Here is a 21,511-nt window from a genome sequence, read left to right on the forward strand (position 1 = left end):
CAATGGGGGATTTCCCGTTTTTTGGCGTGAGGATGAGAGATAGTTGGAAAAAATGAACGTTTAGTTGGAATTTTAGAGCATTTAGTTGGAATTTTTCAAAGGTTAGTTGGAAAAAAACGCACTTTAGTTGGTAAACACAATTTTCACCCCAAAGAGCTACTGTTAGTTTTAACAGTGGCTCTAATTAGTCATTCTTGGGAAGCAGACGAAGCTCGGAATTTTTGCATGATGTAATAACGAGATTTATGATGGTTGACCGGATGAAGATCCATTTTGTTTAACAGGTAGTTCGCTGCAAACTTGTCCTTTAGTTCGAGAAAGTAGACACATTCCCGATTAGAAATAGTATCTTTGACAAGGTAAAACCAGTCTTCAATAGCTTGTTGTTGCATTATTTTCTTAGGTGTATTGCAATTAGTACAGTTTCTTTGATTGTTTATTTTAATATGACAGTTTGGACAAAGCAATCCTGTTTTTATGTGTGAAAGTTCTAATGTGTAGATTTTAGCTAATGGTCTAGGGATGAAATCATTCGAACTAGATAAAAGATTAGTGAGTAATTGATGATATTTTTGAGTTGAGATGGCATCTGGGAGTTGGTTGTATTCTTCAATATGGTGCGGTATATCGCAACCCATAGTGATGTTGGCGTACTGTGGAGGAAGTACAACGTGCGTTTTAGAATAGGCAAGTACTATTAAACTTTTTATTGGGATATTCATTTTATATTGCTTCAATAGAAGTTTTAATTTTTGTACATGTCTTTTTAGTTGCTGTTCGGGGCATTTAAAAGGTGTTGTTTCTCCGTCAATTTCTCGAATTAGTTGGTTAGGATTCCGCTGAAAGTAAATTTTTCCTCGGATATTTTTGACTTCTAAAATGGCGATATACTTTTTGGTGAGAATAAGCGTGTCGATTTGGAGATAACTATTTTCCTCTAATTGAATGTGAAGATCTTTCAAAATAGCAAAGTGCTTTGGAAAGTTTACTTGTTTGATAAAGTTGTCGACGTAGATTTCTCCACTAAATCCTGCTTCGGCGGCTCGAATCTTTTTTTCTATTTCGAAATAGATACTTTCATCATTAGGAATACGATGTAGTAAACGTTTGTACACTTCAACAATTTTAGGCGGCATTCGTTGATAATCGATGTAAATTCCTCCTTTTAGAAACATTTGTATTGAAAATACCATTTTATCAGTAAATATACAAGGCTATAAATGTTTAGTTGGAAAGATAATAGTTTTAGTTGGAATTCTGGGACATTTAGTTGGAATTTTCCATAGAGTAGTTGGAAAAAATGAGCGTTTAGTTGGAATACTAGTACTTTCCATTTTGAGATACTTAGTAAAAAGGGGAAATGCACATGAAAATTTATATCGTCGGCTCGGTTGGTAGTGGTAAAACAACGCTCGCTCGTGAAGTGGCCAAAAAGCTTCAAATTCCGCATTTTGAAACAGATAATTTCGTATGGACTAGACATCCGGAAGGTGATATTCGTAATGAAATCGAAGTGCGTGACCAGTTGCTACAGGACGCAATTAAAAACGAGAATTGGGTGATGGAAGGAGTTCATATAGATTGGACTGATGCGGGGCTGCAAGAGGCTGATCAAATAATTTTTTTAGATTTAGCTGAAGCAAAACGCATACAAAGAATTACTAAAAGATACATCCGCCAGTTGCTAGGAATAGAAAAAGCGAATTATAAACCGACATTCTCTATATTTTGTCGAATGTTCCAATGGAATAAATACTTCGAAGACCAGATGAAGCCTCGATTTTTAAAGAAATTTAGTGCTTATGAGCAAAAAGTGTATCGTTTTCAAACAGATAAAGAGGTAGAGGATTGGTTTCATCGACTAAAAAGCTAACAAAATAAAAAAGAGAACTCCCTATCAATAAGGTCATCCTCTTTTATGTCTATAACGGTTTCTAGATCCATCTTGTTCTTTCTTTAACTCTTCCATTTGACCTAACAATTGATCGAGCTTATTTTGTATGTCTGAGATTTGTTGTTGCTGATCCTGCGCTGCACGCTCAGCTGTCCTATAATCTCGATTTGCTTCATATAACGCGATGCCTGTTCCGATCGTATCTACAACATATCCAATCGAAAGAATGACAGACGCTATAAACCCGACGGTCAAGCCAAGGTTAGGTGGTAATTCATCGTTTGGATCTTCAGGTATCATATATGCTAACATCCTTTACTTCATCTTTTCATTAGCATATGATAAATCCTCTTTATAGGTTATTTTTTTGGTGTTACCAGCTTATGTTCAAACGCGTAAATAACAGCCTGCGTTCGGTCACTTACTTCTAGTTTCGATAAAATATTGCTGACATGCGTTTTGGCCGTTTTTAATGCGATAAAAAGGGTGTCTGCTATGTCTTGATTTGTTTTACCTTCTGCCATTAATAGTAATACTTCGAGCTCTCGGTCTGTTAACTCCTCATGTAGGGCATGTTCAGAACCTTGGCGCATGCGCTTCATCATTTTATTTGTTACTTCAGGTTCTAAAACGGCATCGCCACTTAAGGTTTTACGAATAGAATCCGCAATATGAGATGCCTTGGAAGTTTTCAATAAATAACTGATTGCTCCAGCTTCAAGGGCGGGATATACTTTGTCGTCATCGATGAAACTTGTCACAATCATTACTTTTGCTTCGGGCCATTTTTGTACGATTTCACGTGTTGCTTCGGCACCATTCATGATGGGCATGACCATATCCATTAAAATAATATCTGGTTTATGCTGTAAAGCCATTTCTACCGCTTCTTGCCCGTTTACTGCTTCCGCCACAACATCCATATCAGGCTGTGCTTGTAAATAAGCAGATACGCCAATTCGGACCATTTCGTGATCATCCGCTAATAATATTCGAATCATTTTCTATCTCCTTTTTTCTCGAATCCGACGCTACATTCTCGGGAATTGCTCTCTGCTTGTCGAGGTTAAGCTTAGTTCCTTCGTCTTTCTTTTCTATTGGCAACTTCACTTCAACAATCGTGCCTTGAGAAGGGACTGAAACTACTTTACAAGTCGCCCCAATTTCTACTGCTCGTTCTTTTACGTTTTGAAGTCCATACGAGCCGTTTTTCCCTTCCGTAATTTCAAAGCCAACGCCATTATCTTGTACGCGGAAGATGGCAAGGTTATCTCGTTCAACGAAGAGAATATCCACTTCTGTTGCATTTGCATGTCGTAATGTATTAGAAAGCGTTTCTTGCGCAATGCGGAATAAATGATCCTCTGCGCCTTTAGGCAATGAAACCTCTTCTAGTCGATAGCGTATGGTGAAAAATACTTTTTGCTGCAGCTCAACTAGTAATTCTTCTAATCCTTCTTTTAACGTTTTATCATGCAGAGCCGCTGGGCGAAGGTGAAGCAATAGAGCACGCATTTCTAGCTGGGCTTGCTGTACGATTTTTTCGGTTTGCATTAATGTTTTGGGTGCTTCGCCGTGCTTTGATTCTTCTATTTCCACCATTGTAGAAAGGAGCATCGATGCGGCAAACAATTGCTGTGAAACGGAATCATGTAACTCTCTTGCTAGTCTTTGTCTTTCTTGAATGATTCGTTCTTGAATAAGCTTATCTTGTGCTTCCGCTTTTTCATTTGTAATTCGTTGTAATGTTTTTCGCTGCGTTAAGATAAGTTGTTCCAATTGGTTAGCTGTAACCTGTAGGCGCTTGGAATAGACGTACTTTTTCTTTTTCGGTACAGGAGTTTCTGCCTCTAACAGAGGTCGTAAGCCAGTTTCAATCTTTTTCTCTTGGTCCCGGACCTTTTGGAGTGTGTTCAATGAAAAACTAAAACTTATAAATGCTAAAACAACAATAATCCAGACTCCCAAAGGTATTTGCGCATACGTGTTTTCCAGTAAAGACCACCACATAAAATCATTTGGCCAACCCCAAACGGCATATAAAAGAAGGGCTGCCAGTGCTAATAAAGTAAGAAAAATAGAAAATCCTTGCCCTAGAAATATCTTCATTTGCGAATCACCTCGATATCCCCGATCCATGTAGATACTGTGATTACTAACTCGGAAGCATATGTCACATCATTCAAATAACCATCCTTTAATACGATTGATTGGTTCCACAAGCGCTGAGCGCCTCGTCCGAAAATATTCGCTTCTCCAATGATGGTTGCATAATGGAGGCGCACAGGAATTTCATATGGAACATAAATAACTACTTTTCCAAGTGTTTGGCGAATGGAAATAAAAGAAGTGCCTTTTGGTAAAACTGTTTCCGTCACATCAATCATATGCTCTCCGTAAAAACCTTGTACATGAACATCCTGCCATTCATACGCTTGGAAAGGCGTCGTCTGGGCTGAAAATAACTTATTTTGAATGATACTATTCGGCGTCTCTTCATATACGTTACCGAATGGACGGACCACATTACGTATCGGTTCATTTTTCCAAAGCTTATAAAGGATATACAACATAATGGCCATTAGTAAAAGTCGCAAACTCCACATGGAGAAAACAGCCATAAGCATAAAGATAACTCCAGTCCAAAATAAAAAACGACGTTGTTTACGAAGGCTGAAGTAAATCATCCCAATGCCAAGAAGGGCTAATACAATACTACCATTTCCAAAAACTGTAGCCTCAATGAACATAAGAAAAACAAAACAGATGAGAATGAATGCAAGCTTGTTCGTTTGGTTTTCCTTCATACAGTTTCCCTCCTTTTTTACAAACAATAAGATACGGGCTTAAAACGTTAAGTACATATCTTATTGTTCGTTATGAGATATAAAGGGAGGAGAAGATTACTTCTCCTCCGATCATTATCTATAGTTTACACAATTTCTTGTTTAGTTTGTGCGTTTTTTTCTAACATTACTAAACGTTGTTCCATTGAAGTTACTTCATGTTCTTTTTCAATCTTTTGTCCTAAACGCTCAATATATTGTTCCATCTCTTGGAATGTGCCGAAGTTTTTTTCTTTTTGTTCCGGTTGTAGCACACGATCCATTTGGTGATGGGCACGAGTGACATTTTCTTTGCCCATTAATTGTAATTGACGGACCTTCATGTCTTTTATTTTGTGTTTCATCTCTTCGTATTTACGTTCTAACCCGAAAAGTTCTTCTGTTGTTTGTAATATACTGTTTTTTAATACAGCAGTTCTTTCGCTATAAGCATCTACTTCTGCTTGTGCAAAAGCAACTAAATCTTCTTCGCCGCTAGTAGTTGCAAGCTCTACTTGACGCGTACGTTTTTCTACCATTTGAGTAGTTTCTTCCAGTTCTTTTTCAAGCTGTTGTTTTAATTGTTCTTGTCGTTCTAACCATTTTCCGGTTTGCTCTGTTTGTTTCTCTGCTTCACGGATGTATTGGTTAAGCATTGTGATTGGGTTTTTTTCTTCTTTTTTATCAAATAGCTTGTGTAAATCTGCCTCTACTGAGTATTTAAATCGATTCCATAATGATGTCATGTTTGTTTCCTCCTTATTTTGAAAGTTCGTTCCATTGTTTTTCGAAATTGACAAATGGGTCATCTGACTTTACTGCTGATTTGGTAAAGCTTACAGGTTCGTTGTTCCATTTTTTCAATACGTACCAGACACCTACGATTGCCAAGATTCCGAAGAAACCAGGTACGTTTACTACTGCAGAGATTAATCCAAGAATACCAACGCTTGCCCAAAAGATTTTTAAGAAAGTAGATTCACTTTTTAAGTAGAAGTGCATCCCCGCAAATACGATTAACGCTGACACACCTAATCCTAATAGGGAACCTAAGTTAGCAAGAGCTACGATTCCTGCAGTAATACCAAGTACTAATAAACCAAATTTTTTCATGTGAGTGTTCCTCCTCTCGTTTGTAGTTATAGCTTACCAATTTCACGAACTTATCCAAACGGGCTTAGAAATGATTTTCGTATCGGTCTAGAGGCTTAGTAGTCATAGGGAAGAATCTGCTATACTAATGAAAAATATAAAAATTGGAGAGCGAATAATGAAGAAAATCGGCGCTATTACAACAGCAATCCTCGTTTATTCCGCCATTGTGTTTTATTTGGGTTGGTGTGTCTTCATATGGTTGGATGCATTTCTTTCTGTGAATAGATGGATTTTCTTTAGTGGGTGGACAGTAATGGCATATGCATTATTGATTGCGAGAATTGACCATCGATTCCGGTTGTTTCATATAATAGGGTCTTACTGGATGATTATTATGCAGTATGGGATAATCCTTTTTCCAATGGCAACAATAGCGACATGGATTATGCCAGATCAACTCATAATCATAGGCTCCATTGTTTTCTTTTTATTTGTAATGAGCATAATTATAGGAACGTACAATGCATATACGCCTGTAGTTCGCGAGCTTTCCATTACGTTGCCCAAAAAGGATGCAAAGTTGAACTCTTTAAAAGTGGTGGTTGCATCTGATTTCCATCTTGGTTTATTATCCAATAAGGCACATTTACAACGTTTTGTGAAAAAGTCTAACGAAGAACGCCCAGATGTAGTATTATTAGTTGGCGATTTAGTTGATGACGATCCTATCTGGTTTGTGAAAAAAGGGATGTCCGAAGTGATGAAACAGCTTACTTCAACGTATGGTAATTATGGGGTACTTGGAAATCACGAATACTACGGCAAGAAAATTCCACTCTTAGTAGAAGAAATGGAAGCATCTAATGTAAAAATGTTGCTAGATGAAACAATTGTAGTAGCAGATTCGTTCTATTTAACTGGTAGAGAAGATTTAACAAATAAAGAAAGAAAGCAGCTTGCGGATCTGGCCCCAAAAGTACATAATCTTCCGTGGTTTGTGATGGATCATACACCTTCGAATTTAGTGATTCCAGAAAAAGAGGGCACTGATTTTCACGTATCTGGACATACACATCGTGGGCAAATGTGGCCGAACCATCTGTTTACTCGGAAATTATTTGAATTAGATTATGGGTATAAACAAAAAGGAAGCTTGCATGCAGTTGTATCATCGGGCTTTGGTTTTTGGGGTCCGCCTATTCGTTTAGGTAGCCAATCGGAGCTATGGTCAGTAAACATTAAGTTAGAGGACGTGGGAGTATAATGGAAGCATGGATTGCAGACTGGATGAACCAGTTTGGATACCTGGGTGTATTTTTATTAATATTAGTAGAAAATATTTTCCCACCAATTCCTTCAGAAGTAATTTTAACGCTTGGAGGATTTATGACGACGACAACATTGATGACCAAGTTTGGTATGATTGTGGCGTCAACGGCTGGATCGGTTAGTGGAGCAGCCATTTTATATTGGATAGGTACACTTTTAGATGTAGAGCGTTTAGAGAAAATAGTGCAGAAGTATGGAAAATTTTTGCGCCTGACGATTAAAGATATTCATAAGGCAGATGCTTGGTTCGACAAGTATGGTGTGTGGGCCGTGTTTTTTGGAAGATTAGTTCCGCTTGTTAGAAGCTTAATATCGATTCCTGCTGGTATGTCGAATATGAAGTTTAGCTTATTTTTATTGTTTACTACGCTTGGAACGCTTATTTGGAATACAATTTTAGTTTCGGTTGGAGCAGCAGTTGGGGAGAATTGGGATGAAATTGTAGGGTATATGGATATTTACTCCAATATTGTATATGCAATTTTAGCAGTTGTAGGAATCGCATTTCTTGTTTGGTATTTTAAAAAACGTGACTAAGGAGATCTTATGGAATTTCTAGAATTATTAAGAGCATTAATATTAGGTTTTGTTGAAGGTATGACGGAATTTGCACCAGTTTCCTCTACTGGTCATATGATTATTGTGGATGATATGTGGCTGAAGACAGAGAGCTTTTTAGGTATGTATTCAGCAAATACATTTAAAATTGTTGTACAATTGGGCTCGATTTTAGCAGTAGTTGTTGTTATGTGGAAACGATTATTTAGTTTAGTAGGATTGTATAAGATAGATAGTGAGCAATCGAGTAAACAGTTCAACTTGCTGCATGTGATTGTTGGGATGCTTCCTGCTGTTATTTTAGGATTCGCGCTTAAAGATTTTATTGATGATAATCTATTTGGTGTAAAAACAGTTATATATAGTCTTGTAGCTGGATCTATTTTAATGATTATTGCAGATAAGTTTGGACCGAAAAAACCGAAAATCGTTAGTCTGGATCAAATTACATATGCACAGGCATTTAAAGTGGGATTGGTTCAATGTCTATCATTATGGCCAGGTTTTTCCCGTTCAGGTGCAACTATTTCAGGTGGTGTATTATTCGGAATGAGTCATAAAACAGCAGCCGATTTTACTTTCATCATGGCTGTGCCAATTATGGCGGGGGCAAGTTTAGTATCTGTTTTGAAAAACTGGGAACATATTAATATGAATGATATGGGCTTTTATGCAGTAGGCTTTATCAGTGCATTTGTATTCGCACTTATTTCTATTAAGTTTTTCTTGAAATTGGTATCGCGAATTAAATTAATGCCGTTTGCAATTTATCGTCTTGTGTTAGCCGCAGTGCTAGCGGTAATTGTATTTATGTAATACAGGAGGGCAGACATTTCAAGTGTCTGTCCTTTTATAATGGCTCATGCTAAAGCAATCAAAAAATTAGCCTAAAATGATTCTTTAGTTGTGATTATTTTTTTCTCTGTACAGGTTTAAACACAATATGTTAGGATATATAAGTAATGAAAACACAATATATAGTATGTGAACGATAATTAGGTACCATTATGGTTTAAAAGGGAATTCGGTGCAATACCGAAGCTGTCCCCGCAACTGTAAGTGTGGACGACTGTTGAAATAACCACTGCGAGCAATCGTGGGAAGGAAGACAGAAGGATGAAGCACGAGCCAGTAGACCTGCCTTTTTGTCGTACGAAGCAACACTTTCTTCGGGGGTTGAGAGGTGGAGGCGAAGGACTCTTTCTCAATCATTCAGATGGGATTGTCCTATTGTTTCCTACTTTTAAATTTTGAGCGATGACTCAGCCGAAGAGGCTTGAGACATCGCTTTTTTGTGTCCCCACAATGTGTGTACCCATCAACTAAGGAGGAAAAAATATGACAACAATATCCAACACAACAAAACAAGAGCTATTGCACCAATTAATAAATGAATTTGGAGAAGCAAACATTGCTCCACTAGTGAAAGTACATGAAAAGTGGACAGCGAAACATCCAGAAGGAACAACATCTGCATGGGCTAAGTCGATGTCACTAGAAGCATTAAGCTTTTTAGATGAGCAAGAAACGTATTGGACATATGTAGCAGCCCGCATCTATTTAGCAGATGTCTATGAAAGAATAGCGATGACTAGAAAAGCGACTTCAGAGGAAGTGTATAAAAAGTTCGCGAGCAATGTACAAGCTTTAGTTGCAAAAGGGCTATACGACAAGCGTATAGCAGAAGCTTATTCACAAGAAGAACTGCAACAATTAGCCGATATTATTGTTCCAGAGCGGGATTATTTATTTACTTATATTGCTTTAAAAACATTGTTAGACAGATACGTTGCAAAAGACTTCGATAATTCTATCGTAGAACTTCCACAAGAGCGTTGGATGATGATTGCGATGACATTGATGAAAGACGAGAAAGAAAATCGCCTTGCAAAAATAAAAGAATCGTACTGGGCAATGAGTAATTTATATATGACTGTAGCAACGCCAACCCTTTCAAATGCCGGAAAACCTCACGGACAGCTTTCCAGCTGCTTTATCGATACGGTAGACGATAGCTTGCAAGGAATATATGACAGCAATACAGACGTTGCAACACTATCCAAATTCGGTGGTGGAATTGGTGTGTATATGGGGAAAGTACGTAGCCGGGGTTCGTCGATTAGAGGATTTGTAGGAGCATCCAGCGGAGTACTTCCTTGGATTAAACAATTAAACAATACAGCGGTAAGTGTAGATCAGCTCGGCCAGCGTCAAGGTGCAATTGCTGTTTACCTGGATGTTTGGCATAGAGATATTTTCACGTTTCTAGACTTGCGCTTGAACAATGGAGATGATCGTCTTCGTGCACATGATATTTTCACAGGTGTTTGTTTACCGGATTTATTCATGGAAAAAGTAGATGCACGTGAAGAATGGCATTTATTTGACCCACATGAAGTGCGCCAACTAAAAGGGTATTCGCTAGAAGACTTTTATGATGAGAAACGTGGAGAAGGTTCATTCCGAGAAAAATACGAGGAATGTGTTAATGACAATCGCTTATCTCGTGAAACAGTTCCTGCAATCGACCTGATGAAACGTATTATGCGCTCCCAACTAGAAACGGGCGTACCGTTTATGTTTTATCGTGATGAAGTAAATCGCAGCAATCCAAACAAACATGCAGGTATGGTGTATAGCAGTAATTTATGTACAGAAATTTTCCAAAACCAAAGTGCTACGACGTTTGAGACGATTCAATTAGAAGATGATGTTATCGTGACACGTCGAAAAGCAGGTGATTTTGTCGTATGTAACTTATCTTCTATTAATTTAGGACGAGCAGTTCCAGCGAATGTTTTGGAACGCTTAATCAACATCCAAGTGCGTATGCTCGATAATGTAATCGACTTGAATATGATTCCGGTTCCACAAGCGGAGCGCACGAATGCAAGGTATCGTGGAATTGGGCTTGGAACATTTGGATGGCATCATTTGCTTGCTTTAAATAGCATTCGCTGGGAATCCGATGAAGCGGTAGAGTTTGCGGATAAATTATATGAAAGAATCGCTTTCTTAACGATCCAAGCATCTAGTGAACTTGCGAAAGAAAAAGGGACATTTCCTTTATTTGAAGGATCAGATTGGCAAACAGGTGCTTATTTTGAAAATCGCAAGTACGAGAGCGAACAGTGGGATGAATTACGTCATGAAGTAGCGACAAATGGCATTCGAAACGGCTATTTAATGGCAGTTGCTCCAAATTCATCGACATCTATTTTAGCTGGAAGTACGGCGAGCATTGACCCGATTTTCCAAAAATTCTATTCGGAAGAGAAAAAGGATTATAAAATTCCGGTAACAGTGCCAGATTTGAATTCGGAAACAACATGGTTTTATAAATCAGCTTATTTCATTGATCAACATTGGACACTAAAACAAAATGCTGCACGTCAACGCCACATCGACCAAGGTGTTTCGCTAAACCTATACGTGCAAAACACGATTAAAGCAAAAGAATTATTAGATTTACACTTAGATGCTTGGAGCAGCGGCCTTAAAACGACTTATTATGTACGCTCGACTTCTGTTGAATTAGTCGATTGTGATTCTTGCTCAAGCTAATGAGAGCAATCATTTGTTTTTTAAGCTATAGCGGAAACACGGAGGAAGTAGCGGAGTTAATAAAAGAACAGCTTGTGGCAAGTGGATACATTGTGGATATGTATATGATAGGTTTCGGCGTTGTGCCGGACCTATCCACATACGATAAATTATTTTTTGGAACGTTTACATGGGATAGAGGCAGCACACCAGACGAAATGAAAGATTTTGTACGGGAAATTGGCTACAAACCGGACAATGTGTATGTATTTGGTTCTGGTGACACCCAATTTGGTGGAAATGATTTATTTTGCGGAGCTGTTGATAAGTTAAGAAAATTTTATAACAGTACATATGAAGGATTAAAAATAGAGCAATCTCCAAGAGGTAGCCAAGAAAAAACAGTAACTAACTGGATAGAAGGAGTTTTAAAAAATGGAAAAAGCAAAAACATTAGAACCTAGAAATCCTAATAAATCGACAGGAATTTTTAACGGCCAATCGAGTGGGATATTAAATTGGAACGATATCGCTTACCCACATTGGTATAAAATATATAAGCGATTACTGGGAAATTACTGGCAAGCAGATGAAATCAATATGTCGAGCGATGTAAAACAATTCCCTAATTTAACAAAAGCAGAGCAAGAAGCTTATTTGAAAGTAATCGGATTACTTGCCACACTCGATGCACCCCAAACGAGAACGGCCTTGTTAATATCTCTCTATGCAACAGACCCATCTGTCCAGTCAATTATGGCGGTAATTGCCCAACAAGAAGCGGTTCATAATGAAAGTTATTCATACGTCTTGTCCTCCGTTGTGTCGCTAGATGAGCAAAATAAATCATTTGATTTTGGAAGAACAGATGCGATTTTGTTGAAAAGAAACGAAAATATTATCAAATATTATAATGAATTTGTAGAAAATCCTACAACTGAAAATATGGTCAAAACATTAACGTATACAACACTATTAGAAGGATTATTTTTCTATTCCGGTTTCGCATTTTTCTACAACTTAGCCCGTTACAATAAGATGGTCGGTACATCTACCATGATCAGCTATATCAACCGGGATGAACTGGAGCATGGTCGCTTTATTTCCGAATTGTTCAGAGCTACATTATCCGAAAATCCAGCGCTTAATAATGAAAATATGATAGGTTGGGTCTACGATCAATTTAAGGAATCCGTGGAGTTAGAGATCGAGTGGTCTAATTATGTATTGAAGGATATTGAAGGAATCGATCTAGATGATATGCAGGGCTATATCAAATACCGTGCAAATAAAATGCTGCGCCTACTAGGGCTTAATGAAATTTACCCTGAATATGCTGAGAACCCGATGAAATGGATTCGTGCATACGCCGACAATATAGATGGAACGAAAACAGATTTCTTTGAACAAAAATCACGCCAATATGTAAAAGTAAATGCGATTGATAATGGTTTTGATGATTTGTGATAAAGATAAGCGCTCAATCAGTTAAAGATGACTGATGGAGCGCTTATTTTAGTGTCAATTAATAGCTCAATTATTATCGCCACTGTTGGTATTCGTTGAAGTTAAGAGCTTCATTATATTTACACTGAAGGTAATCACGACAACAATTCGAATGACAAACCACAAATATTCTATCAGCTCGACTGATGGTTGAAATAGTGTTGGTATTTGATTGTATAGTAAATAACACATGAAAGTGGTTACTATAAGGTAAAAGAAAAAGCTAAGAATTTTTTTCATTTTTCTATTTCTCCTTTATGGATTTTCCAAAATATATCTTCAAGTGCTGGTTGGTTAATTACGATGTGGTAAACCGTTAATCCAATGCGGAGCATGTGATTCCACTTCTCTATTTAGTAGTATAGTAGAGAGAACTTATATCCAACTTAACCAAATCTTAAATGTATCTTAAATCTTGGAGATTCATATGAAACAAGCACGAATTATCGTTGCAGACTGCAGCAGAAAGGGGGGGGATGTATTAAATTAAAAAGAAAAAACAACCAAAGATTGGCTGTTTTGTCGATGTTTAAATAAGATAATTCCACTATATTAAGTTAAGATCCCTTAAGATAGCTCTTTAATTTGCATTTGTGTTATTGGAGGGTAAGGTTATCGTCACTTTCGTTCCATTTTGATTGGATTCTACAAAAATCTTTCCATCATGCGCTTCCACAAGTTGTTTTGCTATAGCAAGTCCTAGACCGGTACCTGAAACTTCCGTGGTTGTATTTGTTCCACGATAGTAGCGATTAAACAAATTTTCCAGCTCTTCTTTTGGAATCCCTTGACCTTCGTCCTGAATAATTAACTGTACTGTATCTTCTTTTTGCTCAACGATTAGTATTACTTTTGTTCCGTCAGGTGTATGTTTAACTGCATTACCAACTAGATTATCAAGGACTCGTTCAAATAATTTCGGATCAATAGAGACTTGAGCACTTATACTTCCTTGTGGTTTTTGTAAATCCTTCCAAACGACGTTACTCACATACATCTCTAAAAACTCTAAAAGGTTCACATCTACTTTAGTTAGAGTAATGGCATTGTTTTTTAATTGATAAGTGTAGGTCAAATCTTCTATTAATGCATTCATGTAGGTTGATTTTTCTTGCATTGTTTTGGCGAAACCTTTTATTTCTGCAGCCGACCACTCATATTCATCGGAAGCAATCATTGTAGAATAGCCGAAAATCGAGCTAAGCGGTGTCTTTAAATCATGGGATAAACCAGTGATCCAGTCTTCCCGTAACTTTTCGGTCTGTTTAATTTTTCGCTCGTTTGCTTCTAGCGTCTCGGCCAATTCGGAAAGAGACTGATCAATATTTTCGTATACACGGTATTTTCGCTTAAGACGACCTGTTTTCAGGTTTCGTAATTTTCGATCATTTAAAGGTTGATAGTCTTGTTTTGCTAGCTTTTCAATCCGTTTAAGGAAGTACAAAACGGGACGACCAAAACGTGTTCCAATCCAAAAAGAAAATAATATAGTGAAGAAAAAAAGAATGAGGTGAAACAAAAGAAGACCTATTCCAAACTTTTTCATTCCATCTATAAAAGCTGGCTCAAAAGGGTTGTAGTTTGCATTATTGACTCTGACAACAGCAACCATTCCATTATCTAATACCCTGGAAGCAACGACTTCTTTTCTTTCAGCGTAATTATGGGAACTAGCTAGTATTTCGATTCCACTAAGAGCTTGCTTTGTTGGCCCAAAAACAACTTGTTCTCTCTTTCCCTCTGGCGAATAAATTTCAAAAATAGCGTCGGCTTCGGCTAGCTTCTTTTTTATGTCATCTGACAAACTTTCGCTATTTTCTTGAACGATTAGTGATAGTAGCTGTGTTGCAGGATGTTTTTCAATAAACACAATAAACAACCCATTACCCTGGTCCCACACGAACGCCTCTTTCGTTTTTGTCATGTTTACAAACTCAGCAATAGTGTAGCTTTGACAACAATCCCTGTTATTTTCTGAACTAGCAAGAACTTTGCCGTTTTGATTGACCAATTGAACAAGGCCGTTGTTTTCACGAGCCGAATCTATTAAATCTTGTGATAAATGATAAGTTCCATTCGTATTCATTTTAAAATCAGACTCAAGCTCAAATGCATCTAATTTACGAATATCTGTATAGCTATTACTTTCCATTACATCATAGATAAAATAGGCAATCAGACCAATCGATACAACAAGCAATACAGCATAAAAGACAAAAAAATAAGCTAAAAAACGAGTGGTCATTTTGGTGGATAAGCCCATTTTAATGCCCCTCACTTATGAGTTTATATCCTATACCACGGATAGTTAACAAAAGTTTAGGATTTCCAGGTTGCACTTCTATCTTTTCACGAAGTTTTCGAATATGAACCATGATCGTATTATCATCTATAAAATGCTCTTCACCCCAAACTTGAGCATAAATTTGTTCCTTGGATAGAACTTGTCCTGGATGTTCACAAAAAAGCTGAAGCAAGTGAAAGAGTTTTCCTGTTAAAATCGTTGTATTCCCAGCAACTGTTAGTTCGGCTGCAGCAATATTGAATTGGAAACGACCGAAGTCAAATACTTGCTTTAATATAGGGGAAGGTGAGGATGATATATATCGTTTCATCTGCACTTTTACTCGAGCAGCAAGCTCCATTGGGTTAAAAGGTTTTGTAATATAATCATCTGCTCCGTACATAAAGCCACGAAGTTTATCGGCATCGTTAGCCTTTGCAGTTAAGAAAAAGATAGGAGCATCAGATTTGATGCGTACATTTTTAGCTAAATCAAGACCAGTACCATCAGGTAGCATAATATCGAAAATAAAAAGATCATACCTATTCTGTGCTATAAGTGATTTGGCAGCTTGATAACTAGAGCATACATCTATCTGGTTAAAACCTTCTTTTCTTAAAATAATGTCTACCATGTCTCCGATTGCTTGTTCATCATCCACGACTAAAATTTTCGTATCTAACACCAATATCCACTCCAAAATTTAAGATTTATTTAAGGTATGTTTCATTCTGGTATAAGCTTCCTATTTTATACTAACAAATGAGCGATATGAAATTCTAGGAGGTTTTTATTGAAAATGGAAAGAGTGAGATTAATAGACGGCTTAAGAGGTCTTAGTCTGTTCGGGATACTACTAGCGAATATGCTTATATTTCAATATGGAATGTGGGGAAAAGATGAAATATCTTACTTCTCTTTGTCGAATCTAGACACAGGAGCATACAAATTTATAAAAATAGTAGTAGAAGGCAGTTTCATGCCGATTTTTACATTCTTGTTTGGATATTCACTGATCAAACTAGTGGAATCTTTAAGGAAAAAAGAAGTTAGGGCAAGATGGCATTTAGTCAGACGGTTCTTGCTACTTATTGTACTTGGTATATTGCATAGCACGTATATTTGGGAGGGCGACATTTTATTTTTCTATGGACTAATGGGTTTCTTTTTATTGTTCTTCATAAACAGAAAGGTAAAAACGCTGATTATATGGGGAGCTATTTTATTCCTTTTAACCAGTTCCATGAACTATGGGGTGTTGGAAGAAACGAAGGAACTAGAAGAAAAACTTTCGACTTATATAACTAAAACAAATAATATTTATGCAAACGGCACTTATTCAGAGATTTCTTATCATCGAAATAATGAAATGCCACCTTTATTTGAAGAGGAATTTCTTATGATTTTCGTGATCATTTTAGCTCCTTTTGTAACGGCACCACTATTTCTTTTTGGAATGGCGGCAGCAAAGGCAAACTTGTTTACTAGACCACGAAAGGAACAAAAATGGTATAAAGTAGGTGCAGTGCTCTTGCCGATCGGTCTTGCATTGAAAAGTGCTAGTATCTTACTACAAGAAAATGCTTGGTCTGCAATGTTATTAAATGTTGGTGCCCAGCTTCTATCTGTTGGATACATATCTCTGTTTGCCCTTCTATTTGTAGCATTCTCTAATTCCAATGTTTTTCTCGCCTTTGAAAGTGTCGGAAAGCTTTCTCTAACGAACTATATTATGCAAAGTATCATATGTACATCTATCTTTTACGGCTATGGTTTAGGGTTGTTTGGAAAACTAGGTATGTTAAATAGCATTATACTTGGACTGGGCGTATTTGTTATACAATGCGTATGTAGTTTCTTGTATTTAAAGAAGTTTAGAAGAGGACCACTCGAATTATTGCTGAGGATTGGAACAAATTTTTCCTTGAATGGTTCAGTAAGAACAAGAAAGAAAGTAAAACTTGAAAATACTCCTTCTAGTTAGAAATAGAAGGAGTATGGATTTATGGTATAAGTATTATCAAGTCCACTCTAAAATTTCAATACGATTTCCGAACGGGTCATGAACATAAATCCGATTTGCCCCTGGTAAATCCGTATCTACCATATAACTAACTTCATTTTCTGTTAAATGTTTTTTCAGCGCCTCCAAATTTTCAACATGAAAAGCTGGATGTGCTTTTTTGGCTGGAGCAAAAGGTTCTTCAATGCCGATGTGAATTTGATAATTTGCAAACGCAAACCAAACGCCGCCTTTTTTTCTTAAGGTCTCAGGCTTTTCAATCTCTTGAAATCCTAATATTCCCTTAAAAAAGTTTCTCGCAATTGTTTCTGAACCTTTAGGAGCTGCGAGTTGAACATGATCGATTGATTTAAAAATAAATGACATGATAAATCCCCCTTGATTTGTTCTAGTTTAAGCTTAACCTAAAGATGGTCATTTGAAAAATCTATTATAATTATCGATTCACATAAGAAAAACCAATGTACAGAGGGCTTTCTATTCCATTGAATGGAGAAGGGCAACTAAAAGGTGATAAAAGCAATCAATTTAGAAGTAAGATCAACCAAATCAATACCAAGCAACCAAAAAAGTTTCCACCCCAAAAAGGTGGAAACAGTCTACATTTTCATCACTATCTTATTCACCGTATTTCGATTTCTAGCGGTAGACGCCATACCAAGCTTTCTTTCAAAAAAAAGCATTGGTAAATTTCGTTTGATGATAGTTTTTCGACAGGCTAATGATCACATTTCGACGATGCCATACAACAAATTCATCATCTATTAAGCTATCGAGCAATGTCTGTTGATCATCCGAAATTTCATTTTCTAAAAACATAACATAGACTTGGTCTTTTAAAAAAATAGGATGTTGTTGAATCTCTTCTAGCTCTGCTTTTGAACGAACTGTAACTGGAATGTCAAAGCCGTATGTTTCGCGAAGCGCATGCTCAAGCTGTAGAACATCATAAACAATATTATCAAAAATCACATTTCCCGTTTGTATATACGTCCGCACATTTTCATACCCCAAATCTTCAAACAGCGCCTTTAAAGATTTCATTTCCACTTTGTTTTTGGCACCCAAATTAATACCACGAAGTAAAGCAACAAATGACACGCTCATCACCCCTTAGCTAATATCTATTTCTATATTAACCAAGCCACCATATATGCGTACAGCTTAAAACTAACACAAATAAAAATAAAATAACTAACGCCGCGTCCACTTTTCCAATCGAAATCACTCGAAAATAACTACTTCTTCGTTCGCCGGTAAAACCTCTAGCTTCCATTGCAAATGCCGCTCTCTCTGCTTTTCTGACAGCTCCCGCAAGCATAGGTATCAAAATTCTTCGAACACCAAGCAGCCGCTGTAACGTATTTTTCTCCTCGCTCGCACCTCTTAATCGGTGAGCTTGACCAATTAGTATGAATTCATCTTTCAGGACAGGCAAAAACTGATAACCGACCATGACACCGTACGCAATTTTAGGAGAAAGTTTTAGTTGTTGCATCAAACTTAAAATGAACGTCACAGGATTCGTTGTCAAAGCGAATAATAAAGATAAACTAGAAAACGCCAATACTCGAAAACTGAGAGACAGTGCGTGATTTAACTGTGTTTCAGTAATTTGCAAATTCCAAATAGACCATACAACAGATCCGGACCCGTCTTCCGCAAAAACAAGTGTAGTCCAAAAATAACCGAAAGCCGTCACAAAAAAAGGAAGCATGAACAAAAGCCATTTTTTCCAGTCAATTTCACTAAAAAAGAACTGTAGCACAAGTACACCTACCCAAAATACTAACGGTGTCCAAGGATCGAAAAAGAATGCCATAGTGAACATACAAATAGTAATCGCTAAAAACTTTACGGAAGGATTCATTCTATGCAAAGCATTTTTCACGATGAATCACCTCTTTTGGAGGGAGCAGATGATGGTCCATCAACAATTGCTCATCACTCCACACTATGTCTGCGTCAAATTTCCCGGTTAACTGTCCATCTTTCATTAATAAAATAGAATCAGCCAAACAATTAGCAAATTCCATATCATGTGTAACAATTAAAAACGTTGTACCTTCCCGCGCTCGCTCATCAATTAATTGAAACAACTCCGATAAAGCTTTCGCATCCTGACCAGAAGTCGGCTCATCCATTAAAATAACTTCTCGACCGTCTGAAAGCATAGCAGCAATCGCCACTCTCCGCTTTTGCCCATGACTCACCGCAAAAGGATGGGAGTCCGCAATAGGAAGTAGCTGCAATCTTGCAATCATTTCCTCCGTATTATTCCCACCACCGAAGCCAACTTCATCTTGCACCTTTTTGGTGAGAAATAAAAACTCAGGAGACTGTGGAACATATCCTACTAACTTAGGTTCTACAGTCCCGCTAGAAGGAATAAGCTTGCATAATGCTTTCAACAAAGTCGTTTTTCCGCTACCATTTGGACCTGCAAGCACAGCTACTTCTCCGCGTTTTAATGTGAAACTAGTTTCTTGCAAATAGGTATTTGCTTGCAGCTTATCAACGACTAGGGAATCGTTTTTCTGTTTACTGCTTTCTCTTTTTATTAAAACAGGAGCAATTTCATTTTTGTTCAATGAAATACTTCTTTCAAAAAAATCTCCCCATAAATCGAGTCGATGCTCAATGGCAACGATTGTCATCGCGTATTTTTTTTGTAACTCGTCTAACCACTCTACATATTTTTTTGCAGTAAAGGGATCTAAATGAGAAAGCGGTTCATCTAATAACAAAACTTCCGGTTTCATGATAAGTGCACATGCAGTAGCAATTCGCTGTTTTTGACCACCAGAAAGCTTTTGGATAACTGCATATCGAAACTCCGTTAAATCAGTTAGTGCCAATACATCACGAATCCTATTCTCCATTTCATCCCGCTTTACATGTAAGTTTTCCAATGTGAATGCAAGTTCTTCCTCGACTGTTTGCATACAAAATTGGGAATCTGGGTCTTGAAAAACGGTTGCAATGCGATGATTTATTTCCCCGGGAATAAAAGAAGAGTTGTTTTTCCCAAAAAGTTTCACGGAACCAGACAAAATACCATCGCAATTATCTGGATATAACCGATTGCATATATAAAGTAAAGTCGTTTTGCCGCAACCGCTTGGACCGGTAATTACTATTCGTTCACCACGCTTAACGGTAAACGAAAGCTCATCCAGTATCCACTTTTCCTCATCTGGATAACGAAAACTCACTTTGTCAAAATGGATAACCTCATGCACGAGCCTCACCCTTTTTCGAGCGTGAAATAGCATATCCACGAAGAGAGCCTGTTGCTAATAGTCCATCTGCCACTGCTTTTCCTCCCATACCAGCAATCATCGCTCCGCTTAATATGCGAATGCCGAGCATTAAAGCAACATAACCAGTGCCATACACCGAAAATCCGCCTAAAAAGTATCCGTACACAAAACTAAAAATGGAAGAACCAACACCAGCAAGCATTAGTACCCAAAGATCAAATCGTTTATAGCGTGTCGCTGCAAAAACAGCTTCCGCTCCTAACCCTTGAATAACACCTGAAAGTATTAGTCGTGGTCCAACTGCATTACCTAGCAAAACCTCAATAGCAGCAGCGATAGTTTCGGAAACGACAGCGGCACCAGGTTTACGAATAATATACATACAAATAATAGACACGATAAACCAAATACCGAAAATCCATTCATACGCGATTGGACCGATAAATCCTGCCCAAATATTGCCGACATGCAAGAACAATAAATAGACAATCCCAAATACTACTGCAAATAAAGACATTAATACAATTTCTTTTAACTTCCAAGACTTCAACATATCATTGACCTCCATGGGAAGGGCTATTAATACTCATGGAAACCGTCATGACTAAATGTTTATGCTCTTCAGAACGAGCATGTGTAAATGTCTCTTCATAAAAAGCAAAGACGTCATGAATATCTCCGTGAATACCGCTTGCGTAATGCATCGATTCATTGAATACCCCACGCTCTTTAGCACGCTCCACTTCTCGGTAAATGACATCCATATAATTCGGATTATTCATCGGATATAATGCAAATTGAGAAGAGACATATTGCTTCGTTGCATCCACATTCGCCACATCATCGCCTTTATCTAAATAGACGTCCCCTGCAGTATCTCCAGGACAACCAGCAGAAAAAGTTCCCGATAACGCAACATGCACTCCTGTTTTAGCAGCGTGTAGCGTTAGTGCTTTTGCGACATTAAATACATGTACTTGCTTTCCGCGAATGACCGTCGATACATCATCTGTATGCATCCACACGTTTGATGTATCCGTTTCTAGAAGGGCTCCTTTAATCACCGAAATAAAATCATTGGTCATCGGATGTAACGAAAAACGAAATCCGACGATAGGGCTTAAACCGCATTGCATAATAAAAAAACCTCCCGAAAAATTTTCATAAAAAAAGACCACATCCGTGAAGATG

The 21,511-nt window shown here is 37.5% G+C and carries 23 protein-coding genes and 1 riboswitch; of the genes, 8 read left to right on the forward strand and 15 right to left on the reverse strand.

Annotated elements, in window-relative coordinates:
- Positions 1 to 188 precede the first annotated feature (188 nt).
- The gene (locus FG382_RS11360) at positions 189 to 1,175 is read right to left on the reverse strand and encodes a nuclease-related domain-containing protein (protein ID WP_229677386.1); all 987 of its coding nucleotides are present in this window, start codon (positions 1,173 to 1,175) and stop codon (positions 189 to 191) included.
- A gap of 191 nt (positions 1,176 to 1,366) precedes the next feature.
- On the opposite strand from FG382_RS11360, the gene FG382_RS11365 reads away from it, so the two are divergent.
- Positions 1,367 to 1,873, forward strand: coding sequence for an AAA family ATPase (locus FG382_RS11365; RefSeq protein WP_170206496.1), 507 nt, complete (start codon positions 1,367 to 1,369; stop codon positions 1,871 to 1,873).
- A gap of 33 nt (positions 1,874 to 1,906) precedes the next feature.
- Here FG382_RS11365 and FG382_RS11370 read toward each other — a convergent pair whose 3' ends face one another.
- From FG382_RS11370 to FG382_RS11395, 6 genes are all read right to left on the reverse strand, one after another.
- Entirely contained in the window at positions 1,907 to 2,206 is a 300-nt protein-coding gene (locus FG382_RS11370; protein WP_211356386.1) for a hypothetical protein, read from the reverse strand.
- 47 nt (positions 2,207 to 2,253) lie between these two features.
- The gene (locus FG382_RS11375; protein ID WP_142539003.1) at positions 2,254 to 2,895 is read right to left on the reverse strand and encodes a response regulator transcription factor; all 642 of its coding nucleotides are present in this window, start codon (positions 2,893 to 2,895) and stop codon (positions 2,254 to 2,256) included.
- Positions 2,870 to 4,003, reverse strand: coding sequence for a sensor histidine kinase (locus FG382_RS11380; protein ID WP_142539004.1), 1,134 nt, complete (start codon positions 4,001 to 4,003; stop codon positions 2,870 to 2,872). The genes FG382_RS11375 and FG382_RS11380 overlap by 26 nt, the downstream gene beginning before the upstream one ends.
- Positions 4,000 to 4,701, reverse strand: a complete 702-nt coding sequence (gene liaF, locus FG382_RS11385; RefSeq protein ID WP_142539005.1) for a cell wall-active antibiotics response protein LiaF — start codon at positions 4,699 to 4,701, stop codon at positions 4,000 to 4,002. Before liaF ends, FG382_RS11380 begins: the two co-directional genes overlap by 4 nt.
- 125 nt (positions 4,702 to 4,826) lie before the next feature.
- Positions 4,827 to 5,465 (reverse strand): PspA/IM30 family protein, encoded by a 639-nt coding sequence (locus FG382_RS11390; protein WP_142539006.1) that lies wholly within the window; start codon positions 5,463 to 5,465, stop codon positions 4,827 to 4,829.
- 13 nt (positions 5,466 to 5,478) lie between these two features.
- On the reverse strand, positions 5,479 to 5,832 hold the full coding sequence (locus FG382_RS11395) for a lmo0954 family membrane protein (protein ID WP_142539007.1): 354 nt from the start codon (positions 5,830 to 5,832) through the stop codon (positions 5,479 to 5,481).
- A gap of 157 nt (positions 5,833 to 5,989) precedes the next feature.
- Here FG382_RS11395 and FG382_RS11400 point away from each other — a divergent pair, with 157 nt between their 5' ends.
- From FG382_RS11400 to FG382_RS11425, 6 genes are all read left to right on the forward strand, one after another.
- Positions 5,990 to 7,078 carry a metallophosphoesterase gene (locus FG382_RS11400; RefSeq protein ID WP_142539008.1) on the forward strand — a complete coding sequence of 363 codons (1,089 nt, stop codon included), beginning with the start codon at positions 5,990 to 5,992 and terminating at the stop codon, positions 7,076 to 7,078.
- Positions 7,078 to 7,680, forward strand: a complete 603-nt coding sequence (locus tag FG382_RS11405; protein ID WP_142539009.1) for a DedA family protein — start codon at positions 7,078 to 7,080, stop codon at positions 7,678 to 7,680. Before FG382_RS11400 ends, FG382_RS11405 begins: the two co-directional genes overlap by 1 nt.
- A 9-nt stretch (positions 7,681 to 7,689) precedes the next feature.
- Positions 7,690 to 8,517 carry an undecaprenyl-diphosphate phosphatase gene (locus FG382_RS11410; RefSeq protein ID WP_142539010.1) on the forward strand — a complete coding sequence of 276 codons (828 nt, stop codon included), beginning with the start codon at positions 7,690 to 7,692 and terminating at the stop codon, positions 8,515 to 8,517.
- Between the two features lie 164 nt (positions 8,518 to 8,681).
- A riboswitch (cobalamin riboswitch) is annotated at positions 8,682 to 8,860 on the forward strand.
- Positions 8,861 to 9,039: 179 nt separating this feature from the next.
- Positions 9,040 to 11,265 carry a ribonucleoside-diphosphate reductase subunit alpha gene (locus FG382_RS11415; protein ID WP_142539011.1) on the forward strand — a complete coding sequence of 742 codons (2,226 nt, stop codon included), beginning with the start codon at positions 9,040 to 9,042 and terminating at the stop codon, positions 11,263 to 11,265.
- Positions 11,265 to 11,708 (forward strand): flavodoxin, encoded by a 444-nt coding sequence (locus FG382_RS11420; protein WP_188713330.1) that lies wholly within the window; start codon positions 11,265 to 11,267, stop codon positions 11,706 to 11,708. Before FG382_RS11415 ends, FG382_RS11420 begins: the two co-directional genes overlap by 1 nt.
- On the forward strand, positions 11,680 to 12,711 hold the full coding sequence (locus tag FG382_RS11425) for a ribonucleotide-diphosphate reductase subunit beta (protein WP_142539013.1): 1,032 nt from the start codon (positions 11,680 to 11,682) through the stop codon (positions 12,709 to 12,711). Before FG382_RS11420 ends, FG382_RS11425 begins: the two co-directional genes overlap by 29 nt.
- A gap of 619 nt (positions 12,712 to 13,330) precedes the next feature.
- Here FG382_RS11425 and FG382_RS11430 read toward each other — a convergent pair.
- A complete protein-coding gene (locus tag FG382_RS11430) occupies positions 13,331 to 15,013 on the reverse strand; it encodes a sensor histidine kinase (protein ID WP_142539014.1) in 1,683 nt (560 codons plus the stop codon).
- Between the two features lies 1 nt (position 15,014).
- Entirely contained in the window at positions 15,015 to 15,719 is a 705-nt protein-coding gene (locus tag FG382_RS11435; RefSeq protein WP_142539015.1) for a response regulator transcription factor, read from the reverse strand.
- 114 nt (positions 15,720 to 15,833) lie between these two features.
- Between FG382_RS11435 and FG382_RS11440 the strand changes: the two genes are divergently transcribed.
- Entirely contained in the window at positions 15,834 to 17,018 is a 1,185-nt protein-coding gene (locus FG382_RS11440; RefSeq protein ID WP_308421260.1) for a DUF418 domain-containing protein, read from the forward strand.
- Between the two features lie 36 nt (positions 17,019 to 17,054).
- Here FG382_RS11440 and FG382_RS11445 read toward each other — a convergent pair whose 3' ends face one another.
- The 6 genes from FG382_RS11445 to FG382_RS11470 all read right to left on the reverse strand — a co-directional run bounded on the left by FG382_RS11445 (position 17,055) and on the right by FG382_RS11470 (position 21,456).
- Positions 17,055 to 17,423 carry a VOC family protein gene (locus FG382_RS11445; RefSeq protein WP_142539017.1) on the reverse strand — a complete coding sequence of 123 codons (369 nt, stop codon included), beginning with the start codon at positions 17,421 to 17,423 and terminating at the stop codon, positions 17,055 to 17,057.
- Between the two features lie 303 nt (positions 17,424 to 17,726).
- On the reverse strand, positions 17,727 to 18,158 hold the full coding sequence (locus FG382_RS11450) for a DUF1697 domain-containing protein (RefSeq protein WP_170206498.1): 432 nt from the start codon (positions 18,156 to 18,158) through the stop codon (positions 17,727 to 17,729).
- Positions 18,159 to 18,192: 34 nt separating this feature from the next.
- Positions 18,193 to 18,927 carry an energy-coupling factor transporter transmembrane component T family protein gene (locus FG382_RS11455; RefSeq protein ID WP_244950533.1) on the reverse strand — a complete coding sequence of 245 codons (735 nt, stop codon included), beginning with the start codon at positions 18,925 to 18,927 and terminating at the stop codon, positions 18,193 to 18,195.
- Position 18,928: 1 nt separating this feature from the next.
- Positions 18,929 to 20,272 (reverse strand): ABC transporter ATP-binding protein, encoded by a 1,344-nt coding sequence (locus tag FG382_RS11460; RefSeq protein WP_244950534.1) that lies wholly within the window; start codon positions 20,270 to 20,272, stop codon positions 18,929 to 18,931.
- 19 nt (positions 20,273 to 20,291) lie between these two features.
- Positions 20,292 to 20,870, reverse strand: coding sequence for an ECF transporter S component (locus FG382_RS11465; protein WP_229677396.1), 579 nt, complete (start codon positions 20,868 to 20,870; stop codon positions 20,292 to 20,294).
- 4 nt (positions 20,871 to 20,874) lie between these two features.
- Complete coding sequence (locus FG382_RS11470) at positions 20,875 to 21,456, reverse strand: YkoF family thiamine/hydroxymethylpyrimidine-binding protein (RefSeq protein WP_142539021.1); 582 nt, start codon at positions 21,454 to 21,456, stop codon at positions 20,875 to 20,877.
- Positions 21,457 to 21,511 lie beyond the last annotated feature (55 nt).

It is taken from the genome of Psychrobacillus lasiicapitis (genome assembly GCF_006861795.1).
GTDB lineage: Bacteria > Bacillota > Bacilli > Bacillales_A > Planococcaceae > Psychrobacillus > Psychrobacillus lasiicapitis.

Coding starts and splice junctions, on each gene's coding strand:
- FG382_RS11360 (WP_229677386.1), bottom strand. CDS start 1,175: ATGTTTCTAAAAGGAGGAATTTACATCGATTATCAACGAATGCCGCCT.
- FG382_RS11365 (WP_170206496.1), top strand. CDS start 1,367: ATGAAAATTTATATCGTCGGCTCGGTTGGTAGTGGTAAAACAACGCTC.
- FG382_RS11370 (WP_211356386.1), bottom strand. CDS start 2,206: ATGTTAGCATATATGATACCTGAAGATCCAAACGATGAATTACCACCT.
- FG382_RS11375 (WP_142539003.1), bottom strand. CDS start 2,895: ATGATTCGAATATTATTAGCGGATGATCACGAAATGGTCCGAATTGGC.
- FG382_RS11380 (WP_142539004.1), bottom strand. CDS start 4,003: ATGAAGATATTTCTAGGGCAAGGATTTTCTATTTTTCTTACTTTATTA.
- liaF (WP_142539005.1), bottom strand. CDS start 4,701: ATGAAGGAAAACCAAACGAACAAGCTTGCATTCATTCTCATCTGTTTT.
- FG382_RS11390 (WP_142539006.1), bottom strand. CDS start 5,465: ATGACATCATTATGGAATCGATTTAAATACTCAGTAGAGGCAGATTTA.
- FG382_RS11395 (WP_142539007.1), bottom strand. CDS start 5,832: ATGAAAAAATTTGGTTTATTAGTACTTGGTATTACTGCAGGAATCGTA.
- FG382_RS11400 (WP_142539008.1), top strand. CDS start 5,990: ATGAAGAAAATCGGCGCTATTACAACAGCAATCCTCGTTTATTCCGCC.
- FG382_RS11405 (WP_142539009.1), top strand. CDS start 7,078: ATGGAAGCATGGATTGCAGACTGGATGAACCAGTTTGGATACCTGGGT.
- FG382_RS11410 (WP_142539010.1), top strand. CDS start 7,690: ATGGAATTTCTAGAATTATTAAGAGCATTAATATTAGGTTTTGTTGAA.
- FG382_RS11415 (WP_142539011.1), top strand. CDS start 9,040: ATGACAACAATATCCAACACAACAAAACAAGAGCTATTGCACCAATTA.
- FG382_RS11420 (WP_188713330.1), top strand. CDS start 11,265: ATGAGAGCAATCATTTGTTTTTTAAGCTATAGCGGAAACACGGAGGAA.
- FG382_RS11425 (WP_142539013.1), top strand. CDS start 11,680: ATGGAAAAAGCAAAAACATTAGAACCTAGAAATCCTAATAAATCGACA.
- FG382_RS11430 (WP_142539014.1), bottom strand. CDS start 15,013: ATGGGCTTATCCACCAAAATGACCACTCGTTTTTTAGCTTATTTTTTT.
- FG382_RS11440 (WP_308421260.1), top strand. CDS start 15,834: ATGGAAAGAGTGAGATTAATAGACGGCTTAAGAGGTCTTAGTCTGTTC.
- FG382_RS11445 (WP_142539017.1), bottom strand. CDS start 17,423: ATGTCATTTATTTTTAAATCAATCGATCATGTTCAACTCGCAGCTCCT.
- FG382_RS11455 (WP_244950533.1), bottom strand. CDS start 18,927: ATGAATCCTTCCGTAAAGTTTTTAGCGATTACTATTTGTATGTTCACT.
- FG382_RS11470 (WP_142539021.1), bottom strand. CDS start 21,456: ATGCAATGCGGTTTAAGCCCTATCGTCGGATTTCGTTTTTCGTTACAT.